The 22394-nt window shown below is 63.6% G+C and carries 24 protein-coding genes; 13 read left to right on the plus strand and 11 right to left on the minus strand.

Features of this window, described 5'->3' with window-relative positions; all coding sequences use genetic code 11:
* Position 1 precedes the first annotated feature (1 nt).
* On the minus strand, positions 2–565 hold the full coding sequence (locus NP503_RS08765; protein ID WP_013532220.1) for a polysaccharide biosynthesis/export family protein: 564 nt from the start codon (positions 563–565) through the stop codon (positions 2–4).
* 260 nt (positions 566–825) lie between these two features.
* Here NP503_RS08765 and NP503_RS08770 point away from each other — a divergent pair, with 260 nt between their 5' ends.
* A complete protein-coding gene (locus NP503_RS08770) occupies positions 826–3090 on the plus strand; it encodes an exopolysaccharide transport family protein (protein ID WP_127267067.1) in 2265 nt (754 codons plus the stop codon).
* A 46-nt stretch (positions 3091–3136) separates the two neighbouring features.
* Here the strand turns inward: NP503_RS08770 and NP503_RS08775 are convergent, their stop codons facing one another.
* Positions 3137–3973 carry a GNAT family N-acetyltransferase gene (locus NP503_RS08775; RefSeq protein ID WP_127267068.1) on the minus strand — a complete coding sequence of 279 codons (837 nt, stop codon included), beginning with the start codon at positions 3971–3973 and terminating at the stop codon, positions 3137–3139.
* Positions 3974–3977: 4 nt separating this feature from the next.
* Entirely contained in the window at positions 3978–5201 is a 1224-nt protein-coding gene (locus tag NP503_RS08780) for a GNAT family N-acetyltransferase (RefSeq protein ID WP_127267069.1), read from the minus strand.
* 91 nt (positions 5202–5292) lie between these two features.
* Between NP503_RS08780 and NP503_RS08785 the strand changes: the two genes are divergently transcribed.
* Positions 5293–6351, plus strand: coding sequence for a polysaccharide deacetylase family protein (locus NP503_RS08785; RefSeq protein ID WP_127267070.1), 1059 nt, complete (start codon positions 5293–5295; stop codon positions 6349–6351).
* 15 nt (positions 6352–6366) lie between these two features.
* Here the strand turns inward: NP503_RS08785 and NP503_RS08790 are convergent, their stop codons facing one another.
* Positions 6367–6582: a DUF2842 domain-containing protein gene (locus tag NP503_RS08790; RefSeq protein ID WP_013532215.1), complete on the minus strand. Its 216-nt coding sequence runs from the start codon at positions 6580–6582 to the stop codon at positions 6367–6369.
* A gap of 198 nt (positions 6583–6780) precedes the next feature.
* Between NP503_RS08790 and NP503_RS08795 the strand changes: the two genes are divergently transcribed.
* Complete coding sequence (locus NP503_RS08795) at positions 6781–7872, plus strand: COX15/CtaA family protein (RefSeq protein WP_127267071.1); 1092 nt, start codon at positions 6781–6783, stop codon at positions 7870–7872.
* A 26-nt stretch (positions 7873–7898) separates the two neighbouring features.
* Here NP503_RS08795 and NP503_RS08800 read toward each other — a convergent pair whose 3' ends face one another.
* Genes NP503_RS08800 through speB form a run of 3 tightly spaced genes read right to left on the minus strand, consistent with a single transcriptional unit; the run spans position 7899 to position 10702 of the window.
* Positions 7899–8741, minus strand: coding sequence for an aminoglycoside phosphotransferase family protein (locus NP503_RS08800; RefSeq protein ID WP_206517161.1), 843 nt, complete (start codon positions 8739–8741; stop codon positions 7899–7901).
* Positions 8738–9664, minus strand: a complete 927-nt coding sequence (gene argC, locus NP503_RS08805; protein WP_127269613.1) for an N-acetyl-gamma-glutamyl-phosphate reductase — start codon at positions 9662–9664, stop codon at positions 8738–8740. Before argC ends, NP503_RS08800 begins: the two co-directional genes overlap by 4 nt.
* A gap of 30 nt (positions 9665–9694) precedes the next feature.
* Positions 9695–10702 (minus strand): agmatinase, encoded by a 1008-nt coding sequence (gene speB / locus NP503_RS08810; RefSeq protein WP_127269614.1) that lies wholly within the window; start codon positions 10700–10702, stop codon positions 9695–9697.
* Between the two features lie 123 nt (positions 10703–10825).
* Between speB and NP503_RS08815 the strand changes: the two genes are divergently transcribed.
* Together NP503_RS08815 and NP503_RS08820 are read left to right on the plus strand one after the other, a co-directional pair.
* On the plus strand, positions 10826–12034 hold the full coding sequence (locus tag NP503_RS08815; RefSeq protein ID WP_127269615.1) for an acyltransferase: 1209 nt from the start codon (positions 10826–10828) through the stop codon (positions 12032–12034).
* A 97-nt stretch (positions 12035–12131) separates the two neighbouring features.
* The gene (locus tag NP503_RS08820) at positions 12132–13190 is read left to right on the plus strand and encodes a glycerophosphodiester phosphodiesterase family protein (RefSeq protein ID WP_127269924.1); all 1059 of its coding nucleotides are present in this window, start codon (positions 12132–12134) and stop codon (positions 13188–13190) included.
* Between the two features lie 180 nt (positions 13191–13370).
* Here the strand turns inward: NP503_RS08820 and NP503_RS08825 are convergent, their stop codons facing one another.
* Positions 13371–14258 (minus strand): aldo/keto reductase family oxidoreductase, encoded by an 888-nt coding sequence (locus NP503_RS08825; RefSeq protein ID WP_127268565.1) that lies wholly within the window; start codon positions 14256–14258, stop codon positions 13371–13373.
* Positions 14259–14349: 91 nt separating this feature from the next.
* On the opposite strand from NP503_RS08825, the gene NP503_RS08830 reads away from it, so the two are divergent.
* The gene (locus tag NP503_RS08830; protein WP_127268566.1) at positions 14350–15249 is read left to right on the plus strand and encodes a LysR family transcriptional regulator; all 900 of its coding nucleotides are present in this window, start codon (positions 14350–14352) and stop codon (positions 15247–15249) included.
* A gap of 196 nt (positions 15250–15445) precedes the next feature.
* Here the strand turns inward: NP503_RS08830 and rpsI are convergent, their stop codons facing one another.
* The 3 genes from rpsI to NP503_RS08845 all read right to left on the minus strand — a co-directional run bounded on the left by rpsI (position 15446) and on the right by NP503_RS08845 (position 17074).
* Complete coding sequence (gene rpsI, locus NP503_RS08835) at positions 15446–15928, minus strand: 30S ribosomal protein S9 (RefSeq protein ID WP_023810272.1); 483 nt, start codon at positions 15926–15928, stop codon at positions 15446–15448.
* A gap of 1 nt (position 15929) precedes the next feature.
* A complete protein-coding gene (gene rplM / locus NP503_RS08840; RefSeq protein WP_013532205.1) occupies positions 15930–16394 on the minus strand; it encodes a 50S ribosomal protein L13 in 465 nt (154 codons plus the stop codon).
* 215 nt (positions 16395–16609) lie between these two features.
* Positions 16610–17074, minus strand: a complete 465-nt coding sequence (locus NP503_RS08845; RefSeq protein WP_027162402.1) for a PaaI family thioesterase — start codon at positions 17072–17074, stop codon at positions 16610–16612.
* Between the two features lie 141 nt (positions 17075–17215).
* Between NP503_RS08845 and NP503_RS08850 the strand changes: the two genes are divergently transcribed.
* The 7 genes from NP503_RS08850 (at position 17216) to NP503_RS08880 (ending at position 22378) form a co-directional block, all read left to right on the plus strand.
* Complete coding sequence (locus NP503_RS08850) at positions 17216–18037, plus strand: enoyl-CoA hydratase (protein ID WP_127268567.1); 822 nt, start codon at positions 17216–17218, stop codon at positions 18035–18037.
* Between the two features lie 10 nt (positions 18038–18047).
* Positions 18048–18470 carry a VOC family protein gene (locus tag NP503_RS08855; protein WP_127268568.1) on the plus strand — a complete coding sequence of 141 codons (423 nt, stop codon included), beginning with the start codon at positions 18048–18050 and terminating at the stop codon, positions 18468–18470.
* Entirely contained in the window at positions 18470–19246 is a 777-nt protein-coding gene (locus NP503_RS08860) for an AAA family ATPase (RefSeq protein WP_127268569.1), read from the plus strand. The genes NP503_RS08855 and NP503_RS08860 overlap by 1 nt, the downstream gene beginning before the upstream one ends.
* Positions 19243–20007, plus strand: coding sequence for a GNAT family N-acetyltransferase (locus tag NP503_RS33390; protein WP_127268570.1), 765 nt, complete (start codon positions 19243–19245; stop codon positions 20005–20007). Before NP503_RS08860 ends, NP503_RS33390 begins: the two co-directional genes overlap by 4 nt.
* Positions 19994–20515, plus strand: coding sequence for a CoA-binding protein (locus NP503_RS08870; RefSeq protein WP_127269926.1), 522 nt, complete (start codon positions 19994–19996; stop codon positions 20513–20515). Before NP503_RS33390 ends, NP503_RS08870 begins: the two co-directional genes overlap by 14 nt.
* A gap of 225 nt (positions 20516–20740) precedes the next feature.
* Positions 20741–22021, plus strand: a complete 1281-nt coding sequence (locus NP503_RS08875; RefSeq protein WP_127269928.1) for an O-acetylhomoserine aminocarboxypropyltransferase — start codon at positions 20741–20743, stop codon at positions 22019–22021.
* 6 nt (positions 22022–22027) lie between these two features.
* The gene (locus NP503_RS08880; protein WP_127269930.1) at positions 22028–22378 is read left to right on the plus strand and encodes a cupin domain-containing protein; all 351 of its coding nucleotides are present in this window, start codon (positions 22028–22030) and stop codon (positions 22376–22378) included.
* Positions 22379–22394: the final 16 nt, after the last annotated feature.

Genomic DNA, 22394 nt, shown 5'->3' on the forward strand with positions numbered 1-22394 from the left:
GTCAGAACAGACGTTCGCGGACGTAGACCGTATCGCCCGGCAGCAGCGGGTCGGAGGTGACCACGCGGCCGGTCATCACCTTGCCGTTGATGTCGCGGGTGATGTCGACGCTTTCCTGGTTGGCGCGCGGCGTAAAGCCGCCGGCAATGGCGATCGCCTTCTGCACCGTCAGGCCGGGAACATAGGAATATTGGCCGGCGGCACCCACTTCGCCCATGACGAAGATCGGCCGGTAGCGGTCGATCTCGACCGAAACGTCGGGATCGCGCAGATAGCCTTGCCGCAATTTGTCGGCGATCTCCTTTTCCATCTGCTGCGCGGTGTGGCCGCGCGCCGGTATGGCGCCGACAAGCGGGAAGGAGAGATAGCCGGATTGATCGACACTGTAGGTGTTGGTCAGCCCGTCCTGCTCGAACACGGTCACGCGGACGCGGTCGCCGGCGCCAAGACGGTAGGGCTGATCGAGCACCTCATGGAAGGCGGCCGGCGTCGGCCGGTAGCTGGAACAGCCAGCCAGCATCGATACGGCAAGCAGCGCGCGAAACAGGGAAGCAGTGCTTTTCATGACCGGACAAGTACCTTCGACTGGGCCGCTGCGGCGTCGCAGCAAACATCAGGGATCGAGGCCCGTTATCATCCTGTTAGGGTTAATGGCCGGTAAAGGGAGCGGCCGACACGTGGCGCATCGGCAAGAGTTTTTGTGATTCTTGGCGGTTTTGTTTGCCGCCCGCCAGTAAACCCTAACGGAAACTTACCACGATCTTAACGGCTGAGTTACCATAGTTGTTTACGGTGCGTGCTGACCCAGTATCGGAGTAGGGATGCATGTCCGTTCAGTCCGCGGCCGCAGATGTCGATGTCGATCTCAGGCAGCTCTTCGCCAGTCTGGCGAGGAACTGGCTGCGTATAGTCCTCGTCGTCCTGTTGGCAACCGGGCTGGCCTTCGCTTTCGCCTCGCTGGCAACCCGGCACTACAAGGCCGAGACGCAGGTGGAGATCGCGCCGCGCGAATCCATCTACACGCGGCCGGCCAGCAACAACAATGACACCGACAAGCCTATTCTCGACGAACAGGGCGTCGCCACCCAGGTCCAGATCATTTCCTCCAACGAAATCCTCAAGCAGGTCTCGCAAAAGCTTGGTCTGGAAAAACTGCCCGAGTTCAATGAAGCGCTCGACATGTCGGCGGTGAGCCGCGCTCTGGTCCTGGTCGGGCTGAAAAGCGACCCGATGGAAATTCCGACGGAAGAGCGCGTGCTCAAGAAAATGCACGAGAAGCTCAACGTCTATGGCGTCGAGAAGACCCGCATCATTGCCGTCGAGTTCTCATCGGAAGATCCCAAGCTCGCGGCCGCCGTACCGGACGCCATCGCCGCCGCCTATATAGCGGGGCAAGGGGCGGCCAAGCTCGAATCGAACAGCGCCGCGGCAGACTTCCTGGCGCCCGAGATCGCCGACCTGCAGCGGCAGGTCAAGGATGCCGAGGCGAAGGTCGCCGCCTATCGCGCCCAGTCCGATCTCCTGATGGGTGGCAACAATTCGGTGCTGGCCACCCAGCAGCTTTCGGAACTGTCGAGCGAACTGTCGAAAGTGCGCGCCAACCGCGCCGCGGCCGAAGCGACCGCCGACGGTGTGCGCAGGGCGCTGCAGAATGGCGGTTCGCTGGATGCCGTGCCGGAGGTTCTGTCGTCGGACCTGATCCAGCGCTTGCGTGAGCGACAGGTCGAATTGCGCTCCAACATCGCCGATCTGTCGACGACACTGCTTGGCAATCATCCGCGCATTCGCGCGCTGAAATCGCAACTGTCCGATCTCGACGCACAGATTCGCAGCGAGGCCCAGAAGATCATGAAAGGCCTGTTGATGCAGGCCGAGACGGCAAAGGCCCGCGAGAACCAGCTTGTCGCCGACGTCAACACATTGAAAGCCGCTTCGGCGCAGGCCGGCGAACAACAGGTCGATCTCGACGCACTGCAGCGCGACGCGACCGCCAAGCGACAGCAACTCGAACTGTACCTGACCAACTACCGCGAAGCCGCTTCGCGCCAGGATCGCAACTATCTGCCGGTCGACGCGCGGATCGCCTCGAAGGCTTCGGTTCCCTCCGAGGCCTACTTCCCGAAGGTCGGGCCGATCGTCGGCGCGGCTTTCGCCGCATCGCTGCTGATCATGGCCATCGTGACGCTTCTGCGGGAGCTGTTTTCAGGTCGCGCGATGCGACCGGCGAGCGGTTCCCGTTTTGAACGGATCGATGAGGTCGCGATGCCCCATGTGGCGCAGGCGCCGGTCGCCAAGCCATTTGTCCGCCACGAGCCTGCCGTCCTGCAGGACTCCTTGGTTGGCCAGGAGCTGCCTGAACGTGCGGATGAAGCGGAGCCCTATGCCGCCGCGATGCCGGCCATGGCCGAGGCACCGGATGTGGTCGCAATGCCCGATACGACGGCGACAGAGCAGACGGCTGTCGAGCCCGAACCGGCGCGTTCCACCCTGGGCGAGATCGATATCGAGAAGGCTGCCGAAAAGCTGATCTCCAGCGGTGCGGCGCGCGCCATATTCGTCTCGCCGGAAGGCGACGAGGCGGCTGCATCCGCGATCCTGGTGGCGCGCGAGGTCGCCGACGCCGGGCTGCGCGTGCTGTTGCTGGACCTCACCGCGTCGGGGGCCGCCTCGCGGCCGATGCTGGACAGCGGGCTTTTCCCCGGCATCACCAACCTGCTCGCTTCGGAAGCGCAGTTCAGTGACGTCATCCATGCCGATCTCTACTCGGACTGTCACGTCATCCCGGTCGGAACCGCCGATCCGGTTCGTGCCATGCGTGCCGCCGACCGGCTGCCGATCATCATGCAGTCGCTGACGACAGCCTACGACCTGGTCGTGGTCGAGTGCGGACCGGCCGACGCACAAGGCATCGGCCGCCTGACCGGCGATGCCACCGAGGTCTTTCTCTCCATGCTGGAGGCCGACGATGAGGTGACGCAGGCTGCGGTCAAGCTGATCGAGAACGGCTACCCCGACCTGACGCTGGTGACGCCGCTCGGCCACGAACCGCCCGGCAATCCGGTGCCGAGAAGGCGCACTGCCGCTGCCTGAGGGGAGCCCCGGATCGCCGGCGGGGCCGTTCTGCGGTTCGCCCGATCTATCCCAGTTCAAGCGTCGTTACGCCGAACACCCTTCGCAGGTCCAATTCCGGGGCAGGCCCCTTGTACATGCGCGTGGTGGTGAAGGTCGGCGCAAAGCCGGCCGCATCGAGCGCAGTTATGAAGCCGGCGTTATCGGCGGGGACGTCGATGTGCAGCTCGCCGCCCTCGCAGGCACCGGCCAGCCCCTCCAGGAGTTGCAAAGCGATCTCCGTGTCGTCGGCAAACAGCGGGCCGATCTTGAAGCCGGATCGACAGCGGCGCGCCACGCCAAAACCGGTCACGCCGCGCGAACCGATCGCCGCTAGCCCATGATGCGGCTCCTGCAGCCATCGCTTCAGAAAGGTGCCTCGGGGCGCCGGAAAGCAATGGGCGTCATAGGCGACGATGCCGGACAGGAGCTGCGTCGTAATCATCCGCAACCCATCGGCCCTGACCGGCTGGCCTGCCATGCGCCCGGTGAAGCGGATGGTCTCATAGGCCGGCGCGAAGCCCTTGCGCCGGTAATTGGCCTGCTGCTCGGCGACGCCGTCGAGGCCGACAGTCCGGCCCGAGAGCCTTTTCATGCCGGCGTCCCACACGGCCTTGCCGTAGCTCATGCCGCGCATGTCAGGCCGGCAGATGTAGAGGCCGATGAAACCGAATTCGCTTCCATAGGCCACGGCCGAAATTGCCGCGACCATGTCGTCGCCGACAAAGGCGCCGATGAAGCCTTCGGGGTCCGCGGCCTGGAACATCGCCGGGTCTTCATGACCTGGGTTCCAGCCTTCCGCGGCCGCCCAGTCGACGAGAAGCGCCAGTTCCTGCAGGGACAGTGTGCGGATGATCGGCTTCATGGCGTCAGCTATCTTCTTCCGCGGGCGCTGCCTGGCCGGCGGCTTTGCGGCGCAGCACTTTGGTCAGCTTCCAGATCGTCGGGCTGTTCTTGACGAAGGCCTTCAGCCGTGCGCCTTGCCGAAGCGTCAGCGCCAGCATGCGGCCCTTCACGGTCAAGGGGACCAGCACTTCGAAATGCCGCGTTTCGATATCGCACCACAGCCGCTTGTAAGGCTCATCTCCGACCGAAAAGTCATAGACCTCGAAACCGGTCTCGCAGGCTTCCTGGATGTTGTCGAAGAACAGGAAGTCGCCGGGGCTGGCGTGCCCAAGATCGTCCTCGGCGATCGCTCCGAATTCGCAGATCAGGCGTTTGCCCAAGCGGCTTGAACCGGTGATGGCGCGCAGCTTGCCGGCAACCTCGAGCCCGTGCAGCACGAAGGAAGGCCTGTCCTCGGCAAGCGCCTGCATGAACAGCGCGCGGAAGAAGCCGCGTACCTGTGCGTCGCCAAAAACATTGGCGATGCCCATCTTGCGGAAGCGGAGTTCCTTCATCTCGAAGAAGGCGTCGAGCAGCCTGCCCACCTCGTCGGGGGTGCGGGCCCCGATGCGCCGATAGCTGCCTACGGCCTCGAATTTCCGGATCTGCGACCGGTGCTTCTTGCGTTTGCGTTTGCCGCTGGCGCGGGAAAGCAGCGCATCGAAGCCGCCGGCGAGATCGACGGCCAGCGACAGGTTGGGGCTGGAAAAATGCTCAAGCGATGCGAGCGGATTGGCGACGCCGTCGAGATCGGGCAGCAACCGCTCGAGCGCGACCAGATCGATGTCCGGGCGTGCCTTGGCGATGGCCGCCAGCACCGATCGGAGGGCCGGTATATCCGCTTTGGCCAGCCAGTTCGGGTCCGCGGCGACGAAGTTGCCGTTGGCGTGGCGCCCACCCATGAAGCGGGCGATCCGGAACGGCCCCCTGGCGGCAACCTCCAGCGCCAGCGAGAAAACCGGTTTGCCCTCGGCACTCAGCGTCGCGACGAGCAGGTCCGGTCGTGTCTCGGTCGCCCAGTTCTGGACCCAGGCAGCACTCTGCGCCGGCCCAAACAGGGCCGAGCGGCAGAACTCGGCATAGGCCGCGAGTCCGTCCGTGGACGCCACTGAAATCGACAGGCCGGCATGGTCCCGTGGCAAGGCGCGCGACGATGCCTCGGTCGCCGCAAGCCGATTGCCGTCAAATGACGCGGTTGCGTCAACCATACCTCAATCCTTAGGACGTATTGATCGCGATTTGGGGGTTCGCATAGGCGCATTCCGTGCTTGGATCAGCCTAGGCGCAAAAGGTGAATGAATGATCGACGGCGGGGAGGCAATCCGGAAACTGGCGCTGAACGTCGCCCGCTATACCGGCCTTGCACCGCTGGCCAAGCCGTTCATCGGCGGCATCGGCGCCATCCTGATGCTGCACCGTGTTACCGCGACGCCGGAAAAGCCGGACAGCGTCAACCGGCATCTGAATATCGCGCCCGGCTTCCTTGACGCCATGATCGCCGACATGAAGGCGCATGGCTATGCCTTCGTCTCCATGGACGAAGCCGTTGAGCGCATCAAGGCAGGCGGCAAGGGCGGTCAGTTTGCCACCATCACCGCCGACGACGCCTATCGCGACAACATGGTCGAGGCGCTGCCGGTGTTGGAGAAGCATGGCGCGCCGATCACCATCTATGTCGCACCCGGGCTGATCAACGGCACAGCAGACCTGTGGTGGGACGTTGTCGAGGACATCGTCAACGCGCGCGATACCTTGACGCTGACGCGGCCGAATGGTCCGCTGGCGATCGATTGCTCGACCCCCGCGAAGAAGCTGCAGGCCAATGCACGCCTGCACGCCTATCTCACCTCGGAAATCCGCGAGGAGGACCTGCAGGCCGTGTTGCGTGACCTGGCTCGCGCAAACGGCATCGACGCCGACGGCCCACGCTTGCGCACATTGATGAGCTGGGATGAAATCCGTCGCATCGCCGCGCATCCGCTGGTGACGATCGGCGCCCATACGATCAACCACAGCAATCTGAAGCGGCTCTCCGAAGCCGATGCCCGGCACGAGGTTGGCGCCGTGCGCGCCATGTTGCAGGCCGAACTGGGCGAAATGCCCCGCCATTTCGCTTATCCCTATGGCTATGCCAGCGCTGTCGGCTGCCGCGAAGTGGGTTTTGCCCGCGATGCAGGCTATATCTCCGCCGTGACGACGCGCCACGGCGTGCTGCGCGCCGAGCATGCCGGGTTCCTGCACGCCTTGCCGCGCATTTCCGTCAACGGCCGCTACCAGAGCCTCGCCCACATCCGCACCATGCTGTCGGGCGTGACGACGCCGCTCGCCAACGCCGGCAAGATGGTTGTCACCATCTAACGCTGGCGGTTTCGCCTAGCGCTTGGCCCTCGGCTCCAGCATCAACCATTTGATGATGCCCATCGCCGGCAGCACCCACAGCAGGCCGCTGAGCAGGAAGAACAGGAAATGCACCCACGGACCCGACTCCGACAGCCGGGCGACCGCGAAGATCGATGCGACCAGCGCATAGATGATGACCAGCGCCACCAGCAGAAACATTCCGATCAGCTTTTTCAGGCGCAGGGGCATGGCTGGTCTCCTGATCGAGCATGCCGGAATTCGCACAAGAGGCCTGGCAGGCTCATGGGGTATCGGCCTCGCATAGGCCTTGAGGCGAGACTGTGCAACCGGTGAGACGCGGCGCGACGGCGTGCCGCGCCGTATGGTCTTGCCAGCACGGGTGCGATGGTCCACCAATCCGCCAAATCAACCTGCCGGGACAAGATCATGGCTGCCATATCAGCTGCCGCGCCATACGTCGCCCGCGACCGCGACCTGCATAACCGGGCGCTGCTGCGCGGCTGGCTCTATGTGGTGCTTCTGGTGCTGTTTGCGCTGGTGCTGGTCGGCGGCGCCACCAGGCTCACCGATTCCGGCCTGTCGATTACGCAGTGGAAGCCGATCCACGGCGTGATCCCGCCGCTCAACGATGCCGAGTGGCAAGAGGAATTCCAGCTCTATCAGCAGATCCCGCAATATGCCGAGCTCAACAAGGGCATGAGCATCGAGGCGTTCAAGTCGATCTTCTGGTGGGAATGGGCGCACCGCATCCTGGCGCGCAGCGTCGGCCTGGTCTTTGCCCTGCCGCTGCTGTTCTTCTGGGCGACGCGCCGCATCGAGCGCGGCCTGGGAGCGAAGCTGGTGGGCATTCTCCTGCTCGGCGGCCTGCAAGGCGCCATCGGCTGGTGGATGGTGGCTTCAGGATTGGTCGACCGGGTCTCCGTCAGCCAGTACCGGCTGGCGACCCACTTGACACTCGCCGCGCTGATCTTCACCGCCACCATGGTGGTCGCGCGAGGATTGGCGCCGCATTCCGAACCCGCCGCCGATCGGTCGACGCAGAGGCTGGCCGGCTTCATCGTGCTGCTGGCGCTGATCCAGATCTATCTCGGCGGCCTGGTAGCCGGGCTCGATGCGGGCCTGAGCTACAACACCTGGCCGTTGATGGACGGCAAGATCATCCCTGGCGATCTGCTGATCCTCGAGCCGGCATGGCGCAACTTCTTCGAGAGCCCGAAGACGGTGCAGTTCGTCCATCGGCTTGGCGCCTACACGGTTTTCGTCGTGGCCTTGTGGCACATGATCGCCACGCGCCGGCGGCTGCCTGAAACAACGCATGCGCGGCGCGCGACGCTGCTGTTTCTACTGGTGCTGGTCCAAGCTTCGATCGGTATCGGCACGCTGCTGATGCATGTGCCGCTGCATTTGGCGCTGACCCATCAGGGATTTGCGCTCGTCGTCCTGGGGTTTGCAGCCGCCCATTGGCGCGGCACCAAGGGTGCTTGTCCCTTGCCGGCGGGAATAGCGCTCAGGGGCTGATCTTGAGCTGATCTACCGGGTCCGGATCAGAAGCTTGCCCGTACCGCCCGGATCGCCTTGACGACCGACAATTCGCGGTTCTCCTCGACCGCATTGTCGTCCTCATGATGCCATGACGCCGAGAGGCAACCATAGGCGATGGCATGATCAAGGATGGCGGGTGGTGTCTGGCCCAGCGTTTTGGCAAAAATCCCGGCCATACCAGCGATCCGCTCGGGGTCGAGGCAGAGATCGTCCCGCTCGAGCGGGTTGTAGAACATGTTCGCCGCATCGAAGCCGGGATCGCCGAGCACGCCCTTCGGATCGATAGCCAGCCAGCCGCGCCGTCCGTGCAGGATGTTCTCGTGATGCAGGTCGCCATGCAGTGGCCTGATATCGTGCGGATCGGCCAGCAGCCGGTCGGCAATAGTGGCGGCCTCGACATAGAGGCTCTCATGGCCGGCGTCGCGATCGGCATTTGCCTTGTTGAACAGGCTGGCGAACCGTTCCCTCAGTGGCTGAAGTTCGGGCGGGAAGGGGTCTTTCCCCTGTGAAAACAGTTTCGCCATCACCTCGGCCGCGATTACGGTCGCGGCAAAGTCGCCCTGTTCTTCGAGAACCTGCTGAAGCAGCGTTTCACCGGCGTATTCGAGCAGCATGCTGTGGCCGTCGCGGCCGAGCAGACGCACCGCGCCTTCGCCGCTCCGCCAGGCGAGATAATGCTCGCCGCGCAACTCGTCGGCGACATCGTCGAAAGGCTTGAGCGCCTTGACGATCGCCGGCGACCCGTCTTCGCGCAAAACCTTCCAGATGCGGCTCGAAAAGGTCTCGGCAATGAGTTCGGGCGCGCTGACTTTCCAGCGCGCCGGAAAGGCTGGCGTGTCCATCAGAGGCCGAGCATCAGGTCCATGTTCTGCACGGCGGCACCGGAGGCACCCTTGCCAAGATTGTCATAGACCGCCAGCAGCAGGGCCTGCGCCCGTTTGTCATTGGCAAAGACATAGACCTTCATCCGGTTGGTGCCGTTGTAGACCTCGGGATTGATCTCCGGCATGCGCTCCGAATGCGCATAGGGCGCCACTTCGACCACGCCGCCCTTGATGGCGGCGAAATGGTCGGCAATCGCCGCATGCAGCTCCGCACCGGTCGGCACATGGTCGAGGCCGCCAAGCTGCAACGGCACGACGGTGATCATGCCTTGCGCGAAATTGCCGACCGCCGGCTGCATGATCGGATCATGCGACAGCCTGGCATAGGCCCTCAATTCCGGCACGTGCTTGTGCTGAAGCGTGAGGCCGTAGGGCAGGAATTCCGAGGCTTCCTCGCCCTTGGCGACATAGTCCTCGATCATCGGCCGTCCGCCGCCCGAATAGCCCGAAATGCCGTTGACGGTGATCGGGAAATCCGCCGGCAGCAGGCCTGACGTGACCAGCGGCCGTAGCGTGGCGATCGGTCCCTGCGGCCAGCAGCCTGGGTTGGCGACGCGTTTTGCCGAGGCGATCGCCTTTGCCTGGTCCTTGTCCATCTCGGCGAAACCATACGCCCAGCCTTCCGCCACGCGATGCGCGGTCGACGCATCGATGACCTTGGTGGTGTCGTTGGCGATCAGCGAGACGCTTTCCTTCGCCGCGTCGTCAGGGAGGCACAGGATCGCGACATCGGCGGCGTTGAGAAACTCGGCGCGCGCCGCCGTTTCCTTGCGGCGTTCGGTCGGGATGGACATGATCTCCAGATCACTGCGCTCGGCAAGCAGCGCCCTGATCTGCAGGCCGGTGGTGCCGTGTTCGCCGTCGATGAAGATTTTCGGTTTCATGGGTTGATCAAATTCCCTGATATTTCAAGATTATATGCCCTGACCTTGAATCACTGCGGCACCATTGTGGTTGCCGTTGTTCAACTCTTCAAGCCGGGCCTTTCGCTCAGCCAGCAGGCCGAGATATTGCATGGCCACCATCGAGCCGGCGATCGCCGTTATATCGGCGTGATCATAGGCCGGCGCAACCTCTACGATGTCGGCACCGACAATATCGATCTGGTTGAGTTGGCGCAGCGTCGACAGGATCTTCGCCGAGGACGGCCCGCCGGCAACTGGCGTGCCTGTGCCAGGCGCGTAGGCCGGATCGAGGCAGTCGATGTCGAAGGTGAGGTAGGTCTTCTTGCCGCCGGTGCGGTCGACGATGGCGTAGGCGATATCGGACGCCCGCATCTCCTCGATTTCATGGCCATGGAGGATCTTGATGCCGAACGTGTCGGGTGCATGGGTGCGGATGCCGATCTGGATCGAGCGGTCGGGGTCGATGATGCCTTCCTTGACGGCACGGCCGACGAAGGATCCGTGGTCGATGCGCTTGCCGTCGTCCGGCCAGGTGTCCTGATGGGCGTCGAACTGCACCAAGGCGAGCGGACCATGGACGGCGGCATGCGCCTTGAGCAGCGGCCAGGTGACGAAATGATCGCCGCCGAGCGTCAGCAGGAAGGCGCCGGACTTCAGGATCTTGGCCGCTTCACGTTCGATCGTGCCGGGTGTCTTCTGGTGATTGCCCGAATCGAGCAGGCAATCGCCATAGTCGACCACCGCCAGATGCTCGAACAAATCGCGTGAGAACGGATATTGCGGGTCGTTATCGAGGATCGCCGAGGCGCGGCGGATCGCCTGCGGCCCGAAGCGGGCGCCGGGCCGGTTGGTGACGGCGGCATCGAAGGGAATACCCCACACCACAGCATCCGCGCCCTTCACGTCCTTGGTGTATTTGCGCCGCATGAACGACAGCGCGCCGGAGTAGGTCGGCTCGAACGCGGCGCCCGTTTTGGAACGGGCGGTGAAGGCGTTGTCGATGTTGTTGTTCGCCATTACGGATCCTCGTTTTTCATCGGGTTGCAACAACTACAGAACCGGCACGGAAGATGCCAGTCACAGCTTGGCGAGACGGAATGGCGCTGCCCGAGTGCCACGGCAAGACAGGATTGTATCATCATGACGCAGACCGCGTTTCTCAACCCCACCCGTGCCGCGGCGTCGACCCGCACCGGCACGGTCGCCGGTGAACGCTTCCTGGTCCTCGATTCGTGGCGTGGCATCTGCGCGCTTCTGGTGGCGCTGTTTCACTTCCCGACCGGTTCGACGATTTCGCAAAGCGCCTTCATCGGTTCGTCCTACCTGTTCGTCGATTTTTTCTTCGTCCTTTCCGGTTTCGTCATCGCCAGCAGCTACGGCGATCGGCTGAACCAGCCGGAACAGGTCGCGCGCTTCGCACTGGTCCGTTTCGGCCGCATCTACCCGCTGCATCTGCTCATGCTTGCCGCCTTCGCCGGCTTCGAGTTGCTGCGGCTGATGCTGCCGCAATTGCACGGCACCGGGGCTGCCCCCTTCAGCGGAGGCTTCGACCTCGGCAGCCTGCTTGCCAATCTTCTTCTGCTCCAGGGTGTCGGTTTCGAGGATCAATTGACCTGGAATGCGCCAAGCTGGAGCATTTCGGCCGAGTTCTTCGCCTATCTCCTGTTTGCCGGCGTGGTCTTCGTCGCCGGTGCGCGCGCCTGGATATGGTTCGTCGCCGCCGCCGTCACCGCGCCGCTGTTCCTGCTCGGCTTCTCGAATCATCATATGGATGTGTCCTTCGATTTCGGCTTCATCCGTTGCCTGTACGGCTTCTCGCTCGGCGCCTTGCTGGCCTGGTTTCAGCATGATTCCATTGCAGGGGCGCGACAGGCCCTCGCCAGGAGCGGCCCGCGGATGGACTGGACCCTTGCCGAAATCGTCATGGTGACCGTCATCGTGCTTTTCGTCTCGCTGGCGGGCGGCAATGATTTCGGCATCGCGGCACCCCTGGTGTTCGCGCTGGCGCTGTTCCTGTTCGCCCATGAGGGCGGCTGGATCAGCGTCTTGCTGAGAACCCCGTTCATGTTGACGCTCGGCGCGCTGTCCTACTCGATCTACATGGTCCACATTTTCGTCCAGGCGCGCCTGATCAACATCGCCGGGCTCGTCGAGCGCAAGCTCGGCCTCGGCCTGATGGGCGATTTCATGCTGCGCGGCCAGCCTGCCACCGGCTTCGGCGCCGGCTGGACGGGAGCATTGGCGATCGTCGTCATGCTCGCGGCCACCATTGCCGCCTCCTGGATCACCTGGCGTTTTGTCGAGATGCCGGCCATGGCGTGGTTCCGCCGGCTCTCGAAACGCATCTGACGCGCACTCCCCGCGAACAACCGCTAGCCGGCTTCGTTCACCTGGATGTCACGAGGGTCGCCTATCCCGATCTCGATCCGGCAAGGAGCGATTCTCGATGCGGACCATCTGGCTGAGCCTTCTGTTTTCCTCGGCACTTGTGGCCTTTTCTGACCAGTCATTGGCCGGCGAGACCCGCGCCAGGCAGATTCTTGACCGCTTCGAGCACGCCAACCAGTGGCGCGACCACGTCATGGTGGCCGCGCATCGCGCCGGCAGCATGCAGGCGGGCAAGACGCTCTACGCGGAAAATTCGATTGCCGCCGTGGAGGGGTCGATCGCCATGGGCGCAGAAATCGTCGAGGTCGATATCAGGCGCTCGAAGGACGGTGAGTTCGTCGTCATGCATGACAGCTGGCTCGACCGCACCACCACCTGCAAGGGCGAGGTGGTCAAATACACCCTGGCCGAACTGAAGACCTGCAGGCTGGTGGTCGAAGGCACCGGTGCGGTGACGGGTGAAACAGTCTCGACGCTGCGCGAGATGCTGATGGCGACCAGGGACAGGATCCTCATCAACCTCGACAACAAGCTCGACGTCGGCGACCTCTCGGGCATGATCGCGGTGGCTCGCGATCTCGGCATGGCCGAGCAGGTTATCGTCAAGGAGAATTTGTGGAACCAGAACCGGATCACCACGGTCCAGGCGGCAATGACCGCTATCGGCGGCGGCTTCCAGTTCATGCCGATCATCGCCGATGATGCGGTGCGTGATGCCGGCTTCGCCCGGACGGTCGGCCATGCCTTTTCGCCGCGCGCAATCGAGCTGATCAACTGGCGGGCAGGCGCCGAGACGCTGACCGAGACCGGCGGACCGTTGTTCAGCATGCGCATGCGCGCGGCCGCGGTCAGGGGCAACTGGCACATCTGGGCCGACACCTACGCCATCGCCAACAAGCCGGGCGGCTTCCTTGCCGGCGGCCGCGGCGACGAACTGGCGGTGCAGGCCAGCCTGCCGCGCGAAGTCTGGGGTTTTTGGGCCGATCGCGGCGCCACAATCATCCAGACGGACGAGCCGAAGGCAGCCATCGTATGGCTGACGGCGAATGGTTTTCGCGTGCCTTATGCCAATGAGGCGCGGCCGGCCGAGCCGGCGAATACGGCGAGTATCAACTAGAGGCTCGCCGCTGGAACAGCGATCTCCCCCCTTGAGGGGGAGATGGCCGGCAGGCCAGAGGGGGTCGCCGCGCACAGAGCGCCAACCTTCATCTGCCGCAGGAGGTCGCGCCCGGTCGTGCCGACCCCCTCTGTCGCCTTTGGCGACATCTCCCCCTCAAAGGGGGAAACTGGTCGCGCCTTACGCCGCCTTGGCCATCCCATCCAACTCCTGAAGCACATCCCCTGAAAGCTTGAGTTCAGCCGCAGCGAGGTTCTCCCGCAAATGTCCGACCGACGATGTGCCGGGAATCAGCAAGATGTTGGGCGCGCGGCGCAGCAGCCAGGCGAGCGCAATCTGCATTGGCGTGGCGCCGAGGCGCGTTGCGACGTCCGACAGGGTGGAGGATTGCAGCGGGTTGAAGCCGCCGAGCGGGAAGAACGGCACATAGGCGATGCCGTCGCGGGCAAGGTCGTCGATCAGGGCGTCGTCGCCGCGATGCGCAAGATTGTACTGATTCTGCACGCAGACGATCTCGGCGATACGGCGCCCTTCGGCGATCTGCGCCGGCGTCACGTTGCTCAGCCCGATATGCCTGACCAAACCTTTTTGCTGAAGCCCGGCCAGGATGGTGAGTGGCGCTTCGATCGATCCCTCGGCGGGGCCATGGGTATCGAACATGATGCGCAGGTTGACGACGTCGAGCACATCGAGCCCAAGATTGCTTAGATTGTCGTGCACCGCCTGGGTCAGCGCCTCGGGAGAGAAAGCCGGCAGCCAGGAGCCATCGGGCCCGCGCCGCGCACCGATCTTGGTGACGATGACGAGATCGTCGGGGTAGGGTGCCAGTGCTTCGCGGATCAGCCGGTTGGTGACGTGCGGGCCGTAGAAGTCGCTGGTATCGATATGGTCGATCCCCTGCGCAATCGCCTCGCGCAGCACGGCCAATGCCGCGTCATGGTCCTTGGGCGGCCCGAACACGCCGGGCCCGGCGAGCTGCATGGCGCCGTAGCCGAGCCGCTTCACGGTGCGGCTGCCAAGCTTGAAGGTGGCGGGGGCGAAGGTGCCGGATTGTTGGATATTGGACATGATTGATCTCCTTTGAGGAGGCAGAGATAGGCGCTGCCCAACCTCGTGATAATCCGGTACAATCCACACAGGCCGTGCGGAATGGCGAACAATGATGGACCTCAGTGACCTGAACGCCTTCGTGGCGGTGGCGCGCGCCGGCGGTTTTCGCGATGGCGCGCGTGCGAGCGGCGGCAGCGCCTCCGGCTTGAGTGAGGCGGTGCGTCGCCTGGAAGCGCAGCTTGGTGTCAGGTTGTTCAATCGCACGACGCGCAGCGTTGTCCCGACCGAGGCGGGCCTCAGCCTGCTGGAGCGGCTCGGCCCGGCGCTGTCGGAGGTGGAGGCGGCGCTGGATGTGGTGAACGGCTTTCGCGACAGGCCGGCGGGTTCGCTGCGTCTCAATGTGCCGGTCAGCGCCGCGCGGCTGATATTGCCGGATATCGTGCCGGGTTTCCTCGCCGCCTATCCCGGCATCCGTCTGGAAGTGATCGCCGATGAGAACTTTGTCGATGTGCTGGCGGCCGGGTGTGACGCCGGCATCCGCTATGACGAGCGGCTGGAGCAGGACATGATCGCGGTGCCGATCGGACCGCGCGTGCAGCGCTTCGCCACCGCTGCCAGCCCTGCCTATCTTGCTCGTCATGGGCGGCCGCAACACCCGAGCGACCTGCTTGGCCACTCTTGCGTGCGCGGGCGCTTTGCCAGCGGTGCGATGCTGCCTTGGGAGTTCGAGCGCGACGGTGAGGTGGTGCGGGTCGATCCGACAGGGCCGCTGATCGTGCGGATCGGCGGCGCGACCGATCTTGCCGTCGATGCGGCCATCGCCGGCACCGGCATCATCGGCCTCTTCGAGGGCTGGCTTCGCCCCTACTTCGAAAGCGGCGCGCTTGAGCCCATTCTCGAACCGTGGTGGCCGAGTTTTCCCGGACCGTTCCTCTATTATCCCGGCCGGCGGCTGGTGCCGGCCCCGCTGCGGGCGTTCATCGACTATATCAAGGGCGGCAAGGCCTGACCTGTTTATGCCGGCGCCTTCACCCCACCCGGCGCTACGCGCCGACCTCCCCATCGAGGGGAGGTAGGGCGTCGCGCTCTTCTACCTCCCCTCGATGGGGAGGTCGCGCCGCAGGCGCGGGTGGGGTGACTGCCGAGCCGCAAACAAAAAGGCCGCCCGGAGGCGGCCTTTTCGATTGTCTGAAGCTGCGGAACGCTTAGCGCTTCGAGAACTGGAACGAACGACGGGCTTTCGCCTTGCCGTACTTCTTGCGCTCGACGACGCGGCTGTCGCGGGTCAGGAAGCCGCCCTTTTTGAGCACGGCGCGCAGCGTCGGCTCGTAATAGGTCAGCGCCTTGGAGATGCCGTGACGCACGGCGCCAGCCTGGCCGGAGAGACCGCCGCCGACAACGGTCGCGACGATGTCGTACTGGCCGGCGCGGTTGGAGGCGATGATCGGCTGGTTGAGGATCATCTGCAGGACCGGACGCGCGAAATAGGTCGCGAATTCCTTGTCGTTGACGATGATCTTGCCGGAACCCGGCTTCACCCAGACGCGCGCAATGGCGTTCTTGCGCTTGCCGGTGGCATAGGCGCGGCCCGACTTGTCGAGCTTCTGGACGTGGACGGGGGCTGCCGGCTGGGTATTGGTGTTGCCGGTGGCGGCGCCCAGTTCTGCGAGCGAGGAAAGCTCAGCCATCTTATGCGACCTTCTTGTTCTTGGCGTTCAGCTTGGCCACGTCGAGCACGACGGGCTGCTGTGCGACATGCGGATGCTCGGCACCTGCATAGACGCGCAGGTTCTTCATCTGGCGACGGCCGAGCGGGCCACGTGGGACCATGCGCTCAACGGCCTTCTCGACGACACGCTCGGGGAAACGACCCTCGAGCAGCTGGCGCGCGGTGCGCTCCTTGATGCCGCCTGGGTGGCCGGTGTGCCAGTAATAGACCTTGTCGGTGAACTTCTTGCCGGTGAACACCACCTTGTCGGCATTGATGACAATGACGTTGTCGCCGTCGTCGACATGCGGGGTGAAGGTCGGCTTGTGCTTGCCGCGAAGATGATTGGCGATGACAGTGGCCAGACGACCGACGACGAGACCTTCGGCGTCGATCAGGATCCACTTCTTCACCACATCCGCAGGCTTCTGCGAAAAGGTTGTCATGTTTTCTGCTCTCGGTTCTGACCTTCATAAGAGAAGGCGTTTCTTGTTGCTTGGATTGTCGGAAGGACGCTGCCCGCCGCCAATAACAAAACGGCGGCCTTTGCGGGCCGCTGCTTCGTGAGGGCTTATAGGCGAGGGTGGTGATCGCGTCAAGGCGCGCGAAAAGGAGAATATCTGACAAAATGCGGCGAAAACAATAAGTTAAGTGAAAGGTATTATTTTACCACATCGCCATTCCGCTTCGGCGGGATCGAATAGGTGCCGGTGGCGTGCGCCACCGTGTGCCCGTCCGGGCCGGCAACGATGTCGATGTCGAACACCATCAGGCTCTTGCCCAGCTTCAGGATGCGGCAGTGGCCGTCGATCGGTCCGGCCTCTGCCTTGCGCACGAAATTGATGTCGAGGTTGACGGTAACGGAAAGCGCATCCGGCCCGGCATGGCTGAGCACGCAGACGTAGCCGCCAATGTCGGCCAGCGTGAACAGCGAAGGGCCGGACACCGTGCCGCCCGGACGCAGGTGCCGCTCGCCGGCGTTGAGCCGCACGGTGCAGCCGCCGGGGAACACGTCGATCGCCTCGAAATATTTGAACTGCTCGTTGAGCTGCGGATAGACGGTCTCCATCAGCGCATTGACTTGTTGCGCGGTCAGAACCGGCTTCAAATTGGTTTGGGCGGGCATGTCGGTCTCTCGTTTTGGCCGACCTGTATGGGCGCGGCGCGGCATTTCTGACAACCTTCGTCCCCTGGCGCAAGCGATCGGTGTTGGACGAAACCTGATCCGGTATTAGATAGCCCAGGCGGAATCGCGGAGACCTTATCCATGGCCGAAATCCTTGCCATCAAGCCTGCCGCCGTTGAAGGTCCGGTTGTTGCACAACTGGACAAGGGCGTGCTGCGCCTGACGCTCGCCAATCCGCCAGCCAACGCGCTGTCGCTGGCGGTGATGGCGGCGCTGACGGCCGAACTCGAGCGCGCCAAGGCCGACAAGGCCGTTCGCGTCATCGTTTTGTCGGCGGCCGGCAAGGTGTTCTGCGCCGGCCATGATCTCAAGGAAATGACGGCGCGCCGCACTGACGCCGATCATGGCAAGGCCTTCTTCGCAGAGACGTTTGCCGCTTGTGCGACGCTGATGCAGGCCATCGTGCGCCATCCCGTGCCTGTGATCGCCGAGGTTGACGGCCTTGCCACCGCCGCTGGGCTGCAACTGGTCGCCAGCTGCGATCTGGCGATCGCCTCGCACGAAGCGACCTTCTGCACGCCGGGCGTCAATATCGGGCTGTTTTGCTCGACGCCGATGGTGGCGCTGTCGCGCAACGTTTCGCGCAAGCATGCCATGGAGATGCTGCTGACCGGAGAGACGATCGATGCGGCGACCGCCAAGGAGTTCGGCCTGGTCAACCGCGTCGTGCCGCGCGAATACCTGAATCAGATCGTCACCAAATACGCGCAAACCATTGCTTCCAAATCATCTTTGGTGGTCAAGACCGGCAAGGAAGCCTTTTACGCCCAGGCTGAAATGGGCCTCGCGGACGCCTATGCCTATACCGGCCGGATCATGGTCGAGAACATGCTTGCGCGCGACGCGGAGGAGGGCATCGGCGCCTTCATCGGCAAGCGCAAGCCGGAATGGAAGGACGAGTAAGGAGAACGTCATGGAACCGCGCATCTCCATCATCACCATTGCTACCGATGATCTAGACCGCGCCGTGCGCTTCTACGAAGAGATGGGCTTGAAGCGGCATGCCGCCATCACCGACGGGGTCGCCTTCTTCCAGATGGGCGGCGTCATCCTCGGCCTGTTCCCGCGCGCCAGCGCAGAAGAGGATTCCGGCATCGCCTTCGCCGCGGCGCCATCGGCGGTCTACCTCGCCTACAACACTCGTTCCGACGCCGAAGTCGACGACGTGCTCGCCAGGGCGGAAAAAGCCGGCGGCCGCATCGTCAAGCCGGCCGGCCGGGCCTTTTGGGGCGGCTGGTACGGCTATTTCGCCGACGCCGACGGGCATGTCTGGGAAGTGGCGCACAATCCTGCCTTTCCGATCGCGGAAGACGGCACGATTTCGCTACCTGGCTGATGGCCCATCGCAAGCAGCTGACGCGGCTAAAGGCTCCCTATCTGAAGCGCATCCTGCTCGACGCCGAGCGCGTGGCGGACTGGGAGAAATATCCCTGGAATCTACCGCTGTTTCGCGGCCATGAGTTCGAACTCGAATTCACCACGCCGATCACCATCATTGTCGGCGAGAACGGCACCGGCAAATCGACGCTGCTCGAGGCGATCGGCGCACTGGCCGGCTATGACGAAGCCGGCGGCGGCAAGGGATATATGCCAGTCGACCATTCCAGCGCTATCGACAAGAGTGGTGCTGCGTTGGCCAACGCATTCCGTGGTCACTGGCTGCCGAAAGTCACCGCCGGCTGGTTCTTTCGCGCCGAATCCTTCTACTCCGTGGCCCGCTATCTCGATCAGGCAGCGCTGCAGTCTGGCGGGGCGCCGCCGGACTTCCTGTCCTGGTCGCATGGCGAGGGCTTTATCCGATTTTTCGAGGAGCGCTGCCGCAGGCAGGGCATCTACATCCTTGACGAACCCGAGAGCGCACTGTCGCCGACGCGACAGATCGAGCTGCTCAAGATGCTGCGGCGCATGGACCAGTCGGGCACCGCGCAAGTGATCATGGCGACGCATTCGCCGCTGCTGATGGCTTGTCCCGGCGCGCGGCTGTTCCGCATCAGCCGCTTCGGGCTCGACCCGACCGATTTCAGCGATACCGATCATTTTCGCATGATGCGCGACTTCTGTACCGATCCGCAGGCGTTCATGGAGGAAGCGCTGCGGGAGGATGACGCGTGAGCGCCGGCGACGATGATCTCAACTGGCGCGTCGAGCAGGCATGCCGCGAAGGCTGGCCGGCGGCGACCGGGGCGATCTTTGATGGCTGGCTCCTGCGGCGCTCCGGCGGACGGATCCGGCGCACCAATTCGGCCAATCCCTTGCGCGGCCAGCGTGGCGCGCCGGATGCTGTCATCGGCGCCGCCGAGTCCTTCTACATCGGCCACGGCCAGACGCCCTTGTTTCGGGTTCCCGACATCGCCGGCGAGCTCGAAGCCATACTCGACCATCGCGGATACCAGCCGGAAGGCGGCACGATCCATCTCCATGCCGGGATCGGCGACCTGGCTGAAGTCCGCGATGAGCAGGTCACCGTTTCGAAAGTGCCGGGCGAGGACTGGCTCGCGGCGCGGTTCCGCATGGGGACCTTTGACGACGCCGAGTGCCGCATCTTTCGCGAGATGACCGGGCTGATCGTCGGCGACCGGGCGTTCGTATCCTGTGAACGCGACAGCGAAATTGCCGCCTTGGCCTATGGCGTCATCCGCAATGGCCTGCTTGTGGTGGAATCGGTTGAAACCGATGGCCGTTTCAGGCAGCAAGGTCTGGGCCGCAAGACTGTCGGCGGCCTCATCGGCTGGGCGCGGCGGGCAGGGGTTCACGCCGCATGCTTGCAGGTGGTGGTCGACAACACGCCGGCTCGCGCTCTCTATGCCTCGCTTGGGTTCAGCCGTGAACTTTACCGATACCACTACCGCAGGAAGCCGCATGAACCACGATAGCTACGACAACACCTACATCGCCGGCATCCTCAATTCGGTGAAGACCATCGCCATGGTCGGCGCGTCCGCCAACGATGTGCGGCCAAGCTATTTCGTGCTGAAATATCTGCTGGCCAAGGGATTTTCGGTGTTTCCGATCAATCCTGGCCAGGCCGGCAAGGAGATCCTCGGCCGGATGACCTATGCGAGGCTCGCCGATATTCCCGAGCCGATCGACATGGTCGATGTCTTTCGCGCGCCGGCGGCGGTGCCCGGCATCGTCGACGAGGCGTTGCGGCTCGATCCCTTGCCGAAAGTCATCTGGATGCAGCTTGGCGTTCGCCATGACGAGGCCGCCGCGCGCGCCGAGGCCGCCGGCATCAAGGTGGTGATGAACCGCTGCCCCAAGATCGAATACGGCAAGCTGTCCGGCGAGATCGGCTGGACCGGCGTCAATTCCGGTGTGCTGTCGTCGAAGAAGCCGCTGATGCGGTCGGGATTCCAGAGTTTTGGCGTGCGCCAGAAGTAGGACACGTCGCTAAAAGTGCGCGGCGGTTTTGGGATAACGACGTGCACCAAAAGCAAGGCCTGATGCGCAATGCGCCTTGGGCGCAAAATTATTCCTTAGACCAGTGCATTTTCTCGGGCCTCGGCCGCAGATCGTTCGCCGAAGGGCATTTTCTTCTTTGCATTCGCGCTCATGCTTCGCCAAGAATGCCCGGCGATTTCAAGAGTTTCAAAAGGGAGGTTTTCAGTGACCCGCACGCCAGGTTTCAACACGCTCGCCGTCCATGCCGGTGCCAAGCCCGATCCGGCGACCGGCGCGCGTGCCACGCCGATCTACCAGACGACCTCCTTCGTCTTCGACGATGCCGACCATGCCGCGTCGCTGTTCGGGCTGAAGGCCTTCGGCAACATCTACACCCGCATCATGAATCCGACGCAGGCGGTGCTGGAAGAGCGCATGGCGGCCCTCGAAGGTGGCACGGCGGCACTCGCGGTCGCTTCCGGCCACGCCGCGCAGGTGATCGTGTTCCACAATCTGATGCAGCCGGGCGACAATTTCGTTGCCGCCAACAAGCTTTATGGCGGTTCGATCAACCAGTTCGGCCATGCCTTCAAGAATTATGGCTGGGAGGTGCGCTGGGCCGACACCAACGACATCTCGACCTTCGAGAGCCAGATCGACGACAGGACCAAGGCGATCTTCATCGAGAGCCTGGCCAATCCGGGCGGCACCTTCGTCGATATCGAGAAGATCGGCGACATCGCGCGCAAGCATGGCCTGCCGCTGATCGTCGACAACACGCTGGCTTCGCCCTACCTGATCCGGCCGATCGAGCATGGCGCCGACATAGTCGTCCATTCGCTGACCAAGTTCATCGGTGGCCACGGCAATTCGATCGGTGGCGCCATCGTCGACGGCGGCACCTTCGACTGGTCGAAGTCGGGCAAATACCCGATGCTGTCGGAACCGCGCCCCGAATATGGCGGTCTTGTCCTGCACGAAACCTTCGGCAATTTCGCTTTCGCCATTGCCGCGCGCGTGCTCGGCCTGCGCGATCTCGGTCCGGCGATCTCGCCCTTCAACGCCTTCCTCATCTTGACCGGCCTGGAGACCTTGCCGCTTCGCATGCAGCGCCACTGCGACAACGCCGTGACGGTCGCCGCCTGGCTGTCCAACCACCCCAAGGTCGCGTCGGTGAACTATCCAGGCCTGCCGACCGATAAGAACAATGCGCTGCAGAAGAAATACTCGCCGCAGGGCGCCGGTGCCGTGTTCACCTTCGCTCTCAAGGGCGGCTATGACGCCGGCGTGAAATTTGTCGAGGCGCTCGAGCTGTTCTCGCACCTGGCCAATGTCGGCGACACCAAGTCGCTGGTCATCCACCCGGCCTCGACCACGCACCGCCAGCTTTCCGACGAGCAGAAGGTCAAGGCCGGCGCAGGACCGGACACGGTGCGGCTTTCGATTGGCATCGAGGACGTCAACGACATCGTCGCCGACCTCGAACAGGCGCTAGCCAAGGTCTGACCGATCATGAGCGAGTCAAAATTTCTTGCCATCGGCGTCGACACTGTCGACGCCGAACAGGGCGCGCCGACGCCGGATCGGCTGATCTCGGGCGATCCCAAATTCCTCACCTGGAATGTCGAGGAGCGCGACGGCGGCCTTTACGCCGGCATCTGGGAATCGACCCCGGGCAAATGGCGCATCGTCTATGACGAATGGGAGTTCTGCCACATCCTGTCCGGCGTTTCGGTGATCGCGGAAGACGGCGGGCAGGCGCGTACCGTCAAGGCCGGCGACAGCTTCGTGCTCAGGCCCGGCTTCAAAGGCAGCTGGGAAGTGCTTGAAACGACTCGCAAGGAGTATGTGATCAAGCTGTAGACCGTGATCCCGAAAA

The sequence above is a fragment of the Mesorhizobium sp. SEMIA396 genome (assembly GCF_024518615.1).
In the GTDB taxonomy this organism is placed as follows: Bacteria; Pseudomonadota; Alphaproteobacteria; order Rhizobiales; family Rhizobiaceae; genus Mesorhizobium.

Coding starts and splice junctions, on each gene's coding strand:
- NP503_RS08870 (WP_127269926.1), top strand. CDS start 19,994: ATGAACCACGATAGCTACGACAACACCTACATCGCCGGCATCCTCAAT.
- NP503_RS08775 (WP_127267068.1), bottom strand. CDS start 3,973: ATGAAGCCGATCATCCGCACACTGTCCCTGCAGGAACTGGCGCTTCTC.
- NP503_RS08855 (WP_127268568.1), top strand. CDS start 18,048: ATGGAACCGCGCATCTCCATCATCACCATTGCTACCGATGATCTAGAC.
- argC (WP_127269613.1), bottom strand. CDS start 9,664: ATGAAACCGAAAATCTTCATCGACGGCGAACACGGCACCACCGGCCTG.
- NP503_RS08765 (WP_013532220.1), bottom strand. CDS start 565: ATGAAAAGCACTGCTTCCCTGTTTCGCGCGCTGCTTGCCGTATCGATG.
- NP503_RS08825 (WP_127268565.1), bottom strand. CDS start 14,258: ATGTCCAATATCCAACAATCCGGCACCTTCGCCCCCGCCACCTTCAAG.
- NP503_RS08845 (WP_027162402.1), bottom strand. CDS start 17,074: ATGCCCGCCCAAACCAATTTGAAGCCGGTTCTGACCGCGCAACAAGTC.
- NP503_RS08780 (WP_127267069.1), bottom strand. CDS start 5,201: ATGGTTGACGCAACCGCGTCATTTGACGGCAATCGGCTTGCGGCGACC.
- NP503_RS08790 (WP_013532215.1), bottom strand. CDS start 6,582: ATGCCCCTGCGCCTGAAAAAGCTGATCGGAATGTTTCTGCTGGTGGCG.
- NP503_RS08795 (WP_127267071.1), top strand. CDS start 6,781: ATGGCTGCCATATCAGCTGCCGCGCCATACGTCGCCCGCGACCGCGAC.
- NP503_RS08860 (WP_127268569.1), top strand. CDS start 18,470: ATGGCCCATCGCAAGCAGCTGACGCGGCTAAAGGCTCCCTATCTGAAG.
- NP503_RS08770 (WP_127267067.1), top strand. CDS start 826: ATGTCCGTTCAGTCCGCGGCCGCAGATGTCGATGTCGATCTCAGGCAG.
- NP503_RS08830 (WP_127268566.1), top strand. CDS start 14,350: ATGATGGACCTCAGTGACCTGAACGCCTTCGTGGCGGTGGCGCGCGCC.
- NP503_RS08820 (WP_127269924.1), top strand. CDS start 12,132: ATGCGGACCATCTGGCTGAGCCTTCTGTTTTCCTCGGCACTTGTGGCC.
- NP503_RS08880 (WP_127269930.1), top strand. CDS start 22,028: ATGAGCGAGTCAAAATTTCTTGCCATCGGCGTCGACACTGTCGACGCC.
- rplM (WP_013532205.1), bottom strand. CDS start 16,394: ATGACAACCTTTTCGCAGAAGCCTGCGGATGTGGTGAAGAAGTGGATC.
- rpsI (WP_023810272.1), bottom strand. CDS start 15,928: ATGGCTGAGCTTTCCTCGCTCGCAGAACTGGGCGCCGCCACCGGCAAC.
- NP503_RS08785 (WP_127267070.1), top strand. CDS start 5,293: ATGATCGACGGCGGGGAGGCAATCCGGAAACTGGCGCTGAACGTCGCC.
- NP503_RS08850 (WP_127268567.1), top strand. CDS start 17,216: ATGGCCGAAATCCTTGCCATCAAGCCTGCCGCCGTTGAAGGTCCGGTT.
- speB (WP_127269614.1), bottom strand. CDS start 10,702: ATGGCGAACAACAACATCGACAACGCCTTCACCGCCCGTTCCAAAACG.
- NP503_RS08815 (WP_127269615.1), top strand. CDS start 10,826: ATGACGCAGACCGCGTTTCTCAACCCCACCCGTGCCGCGGCGTCGACC.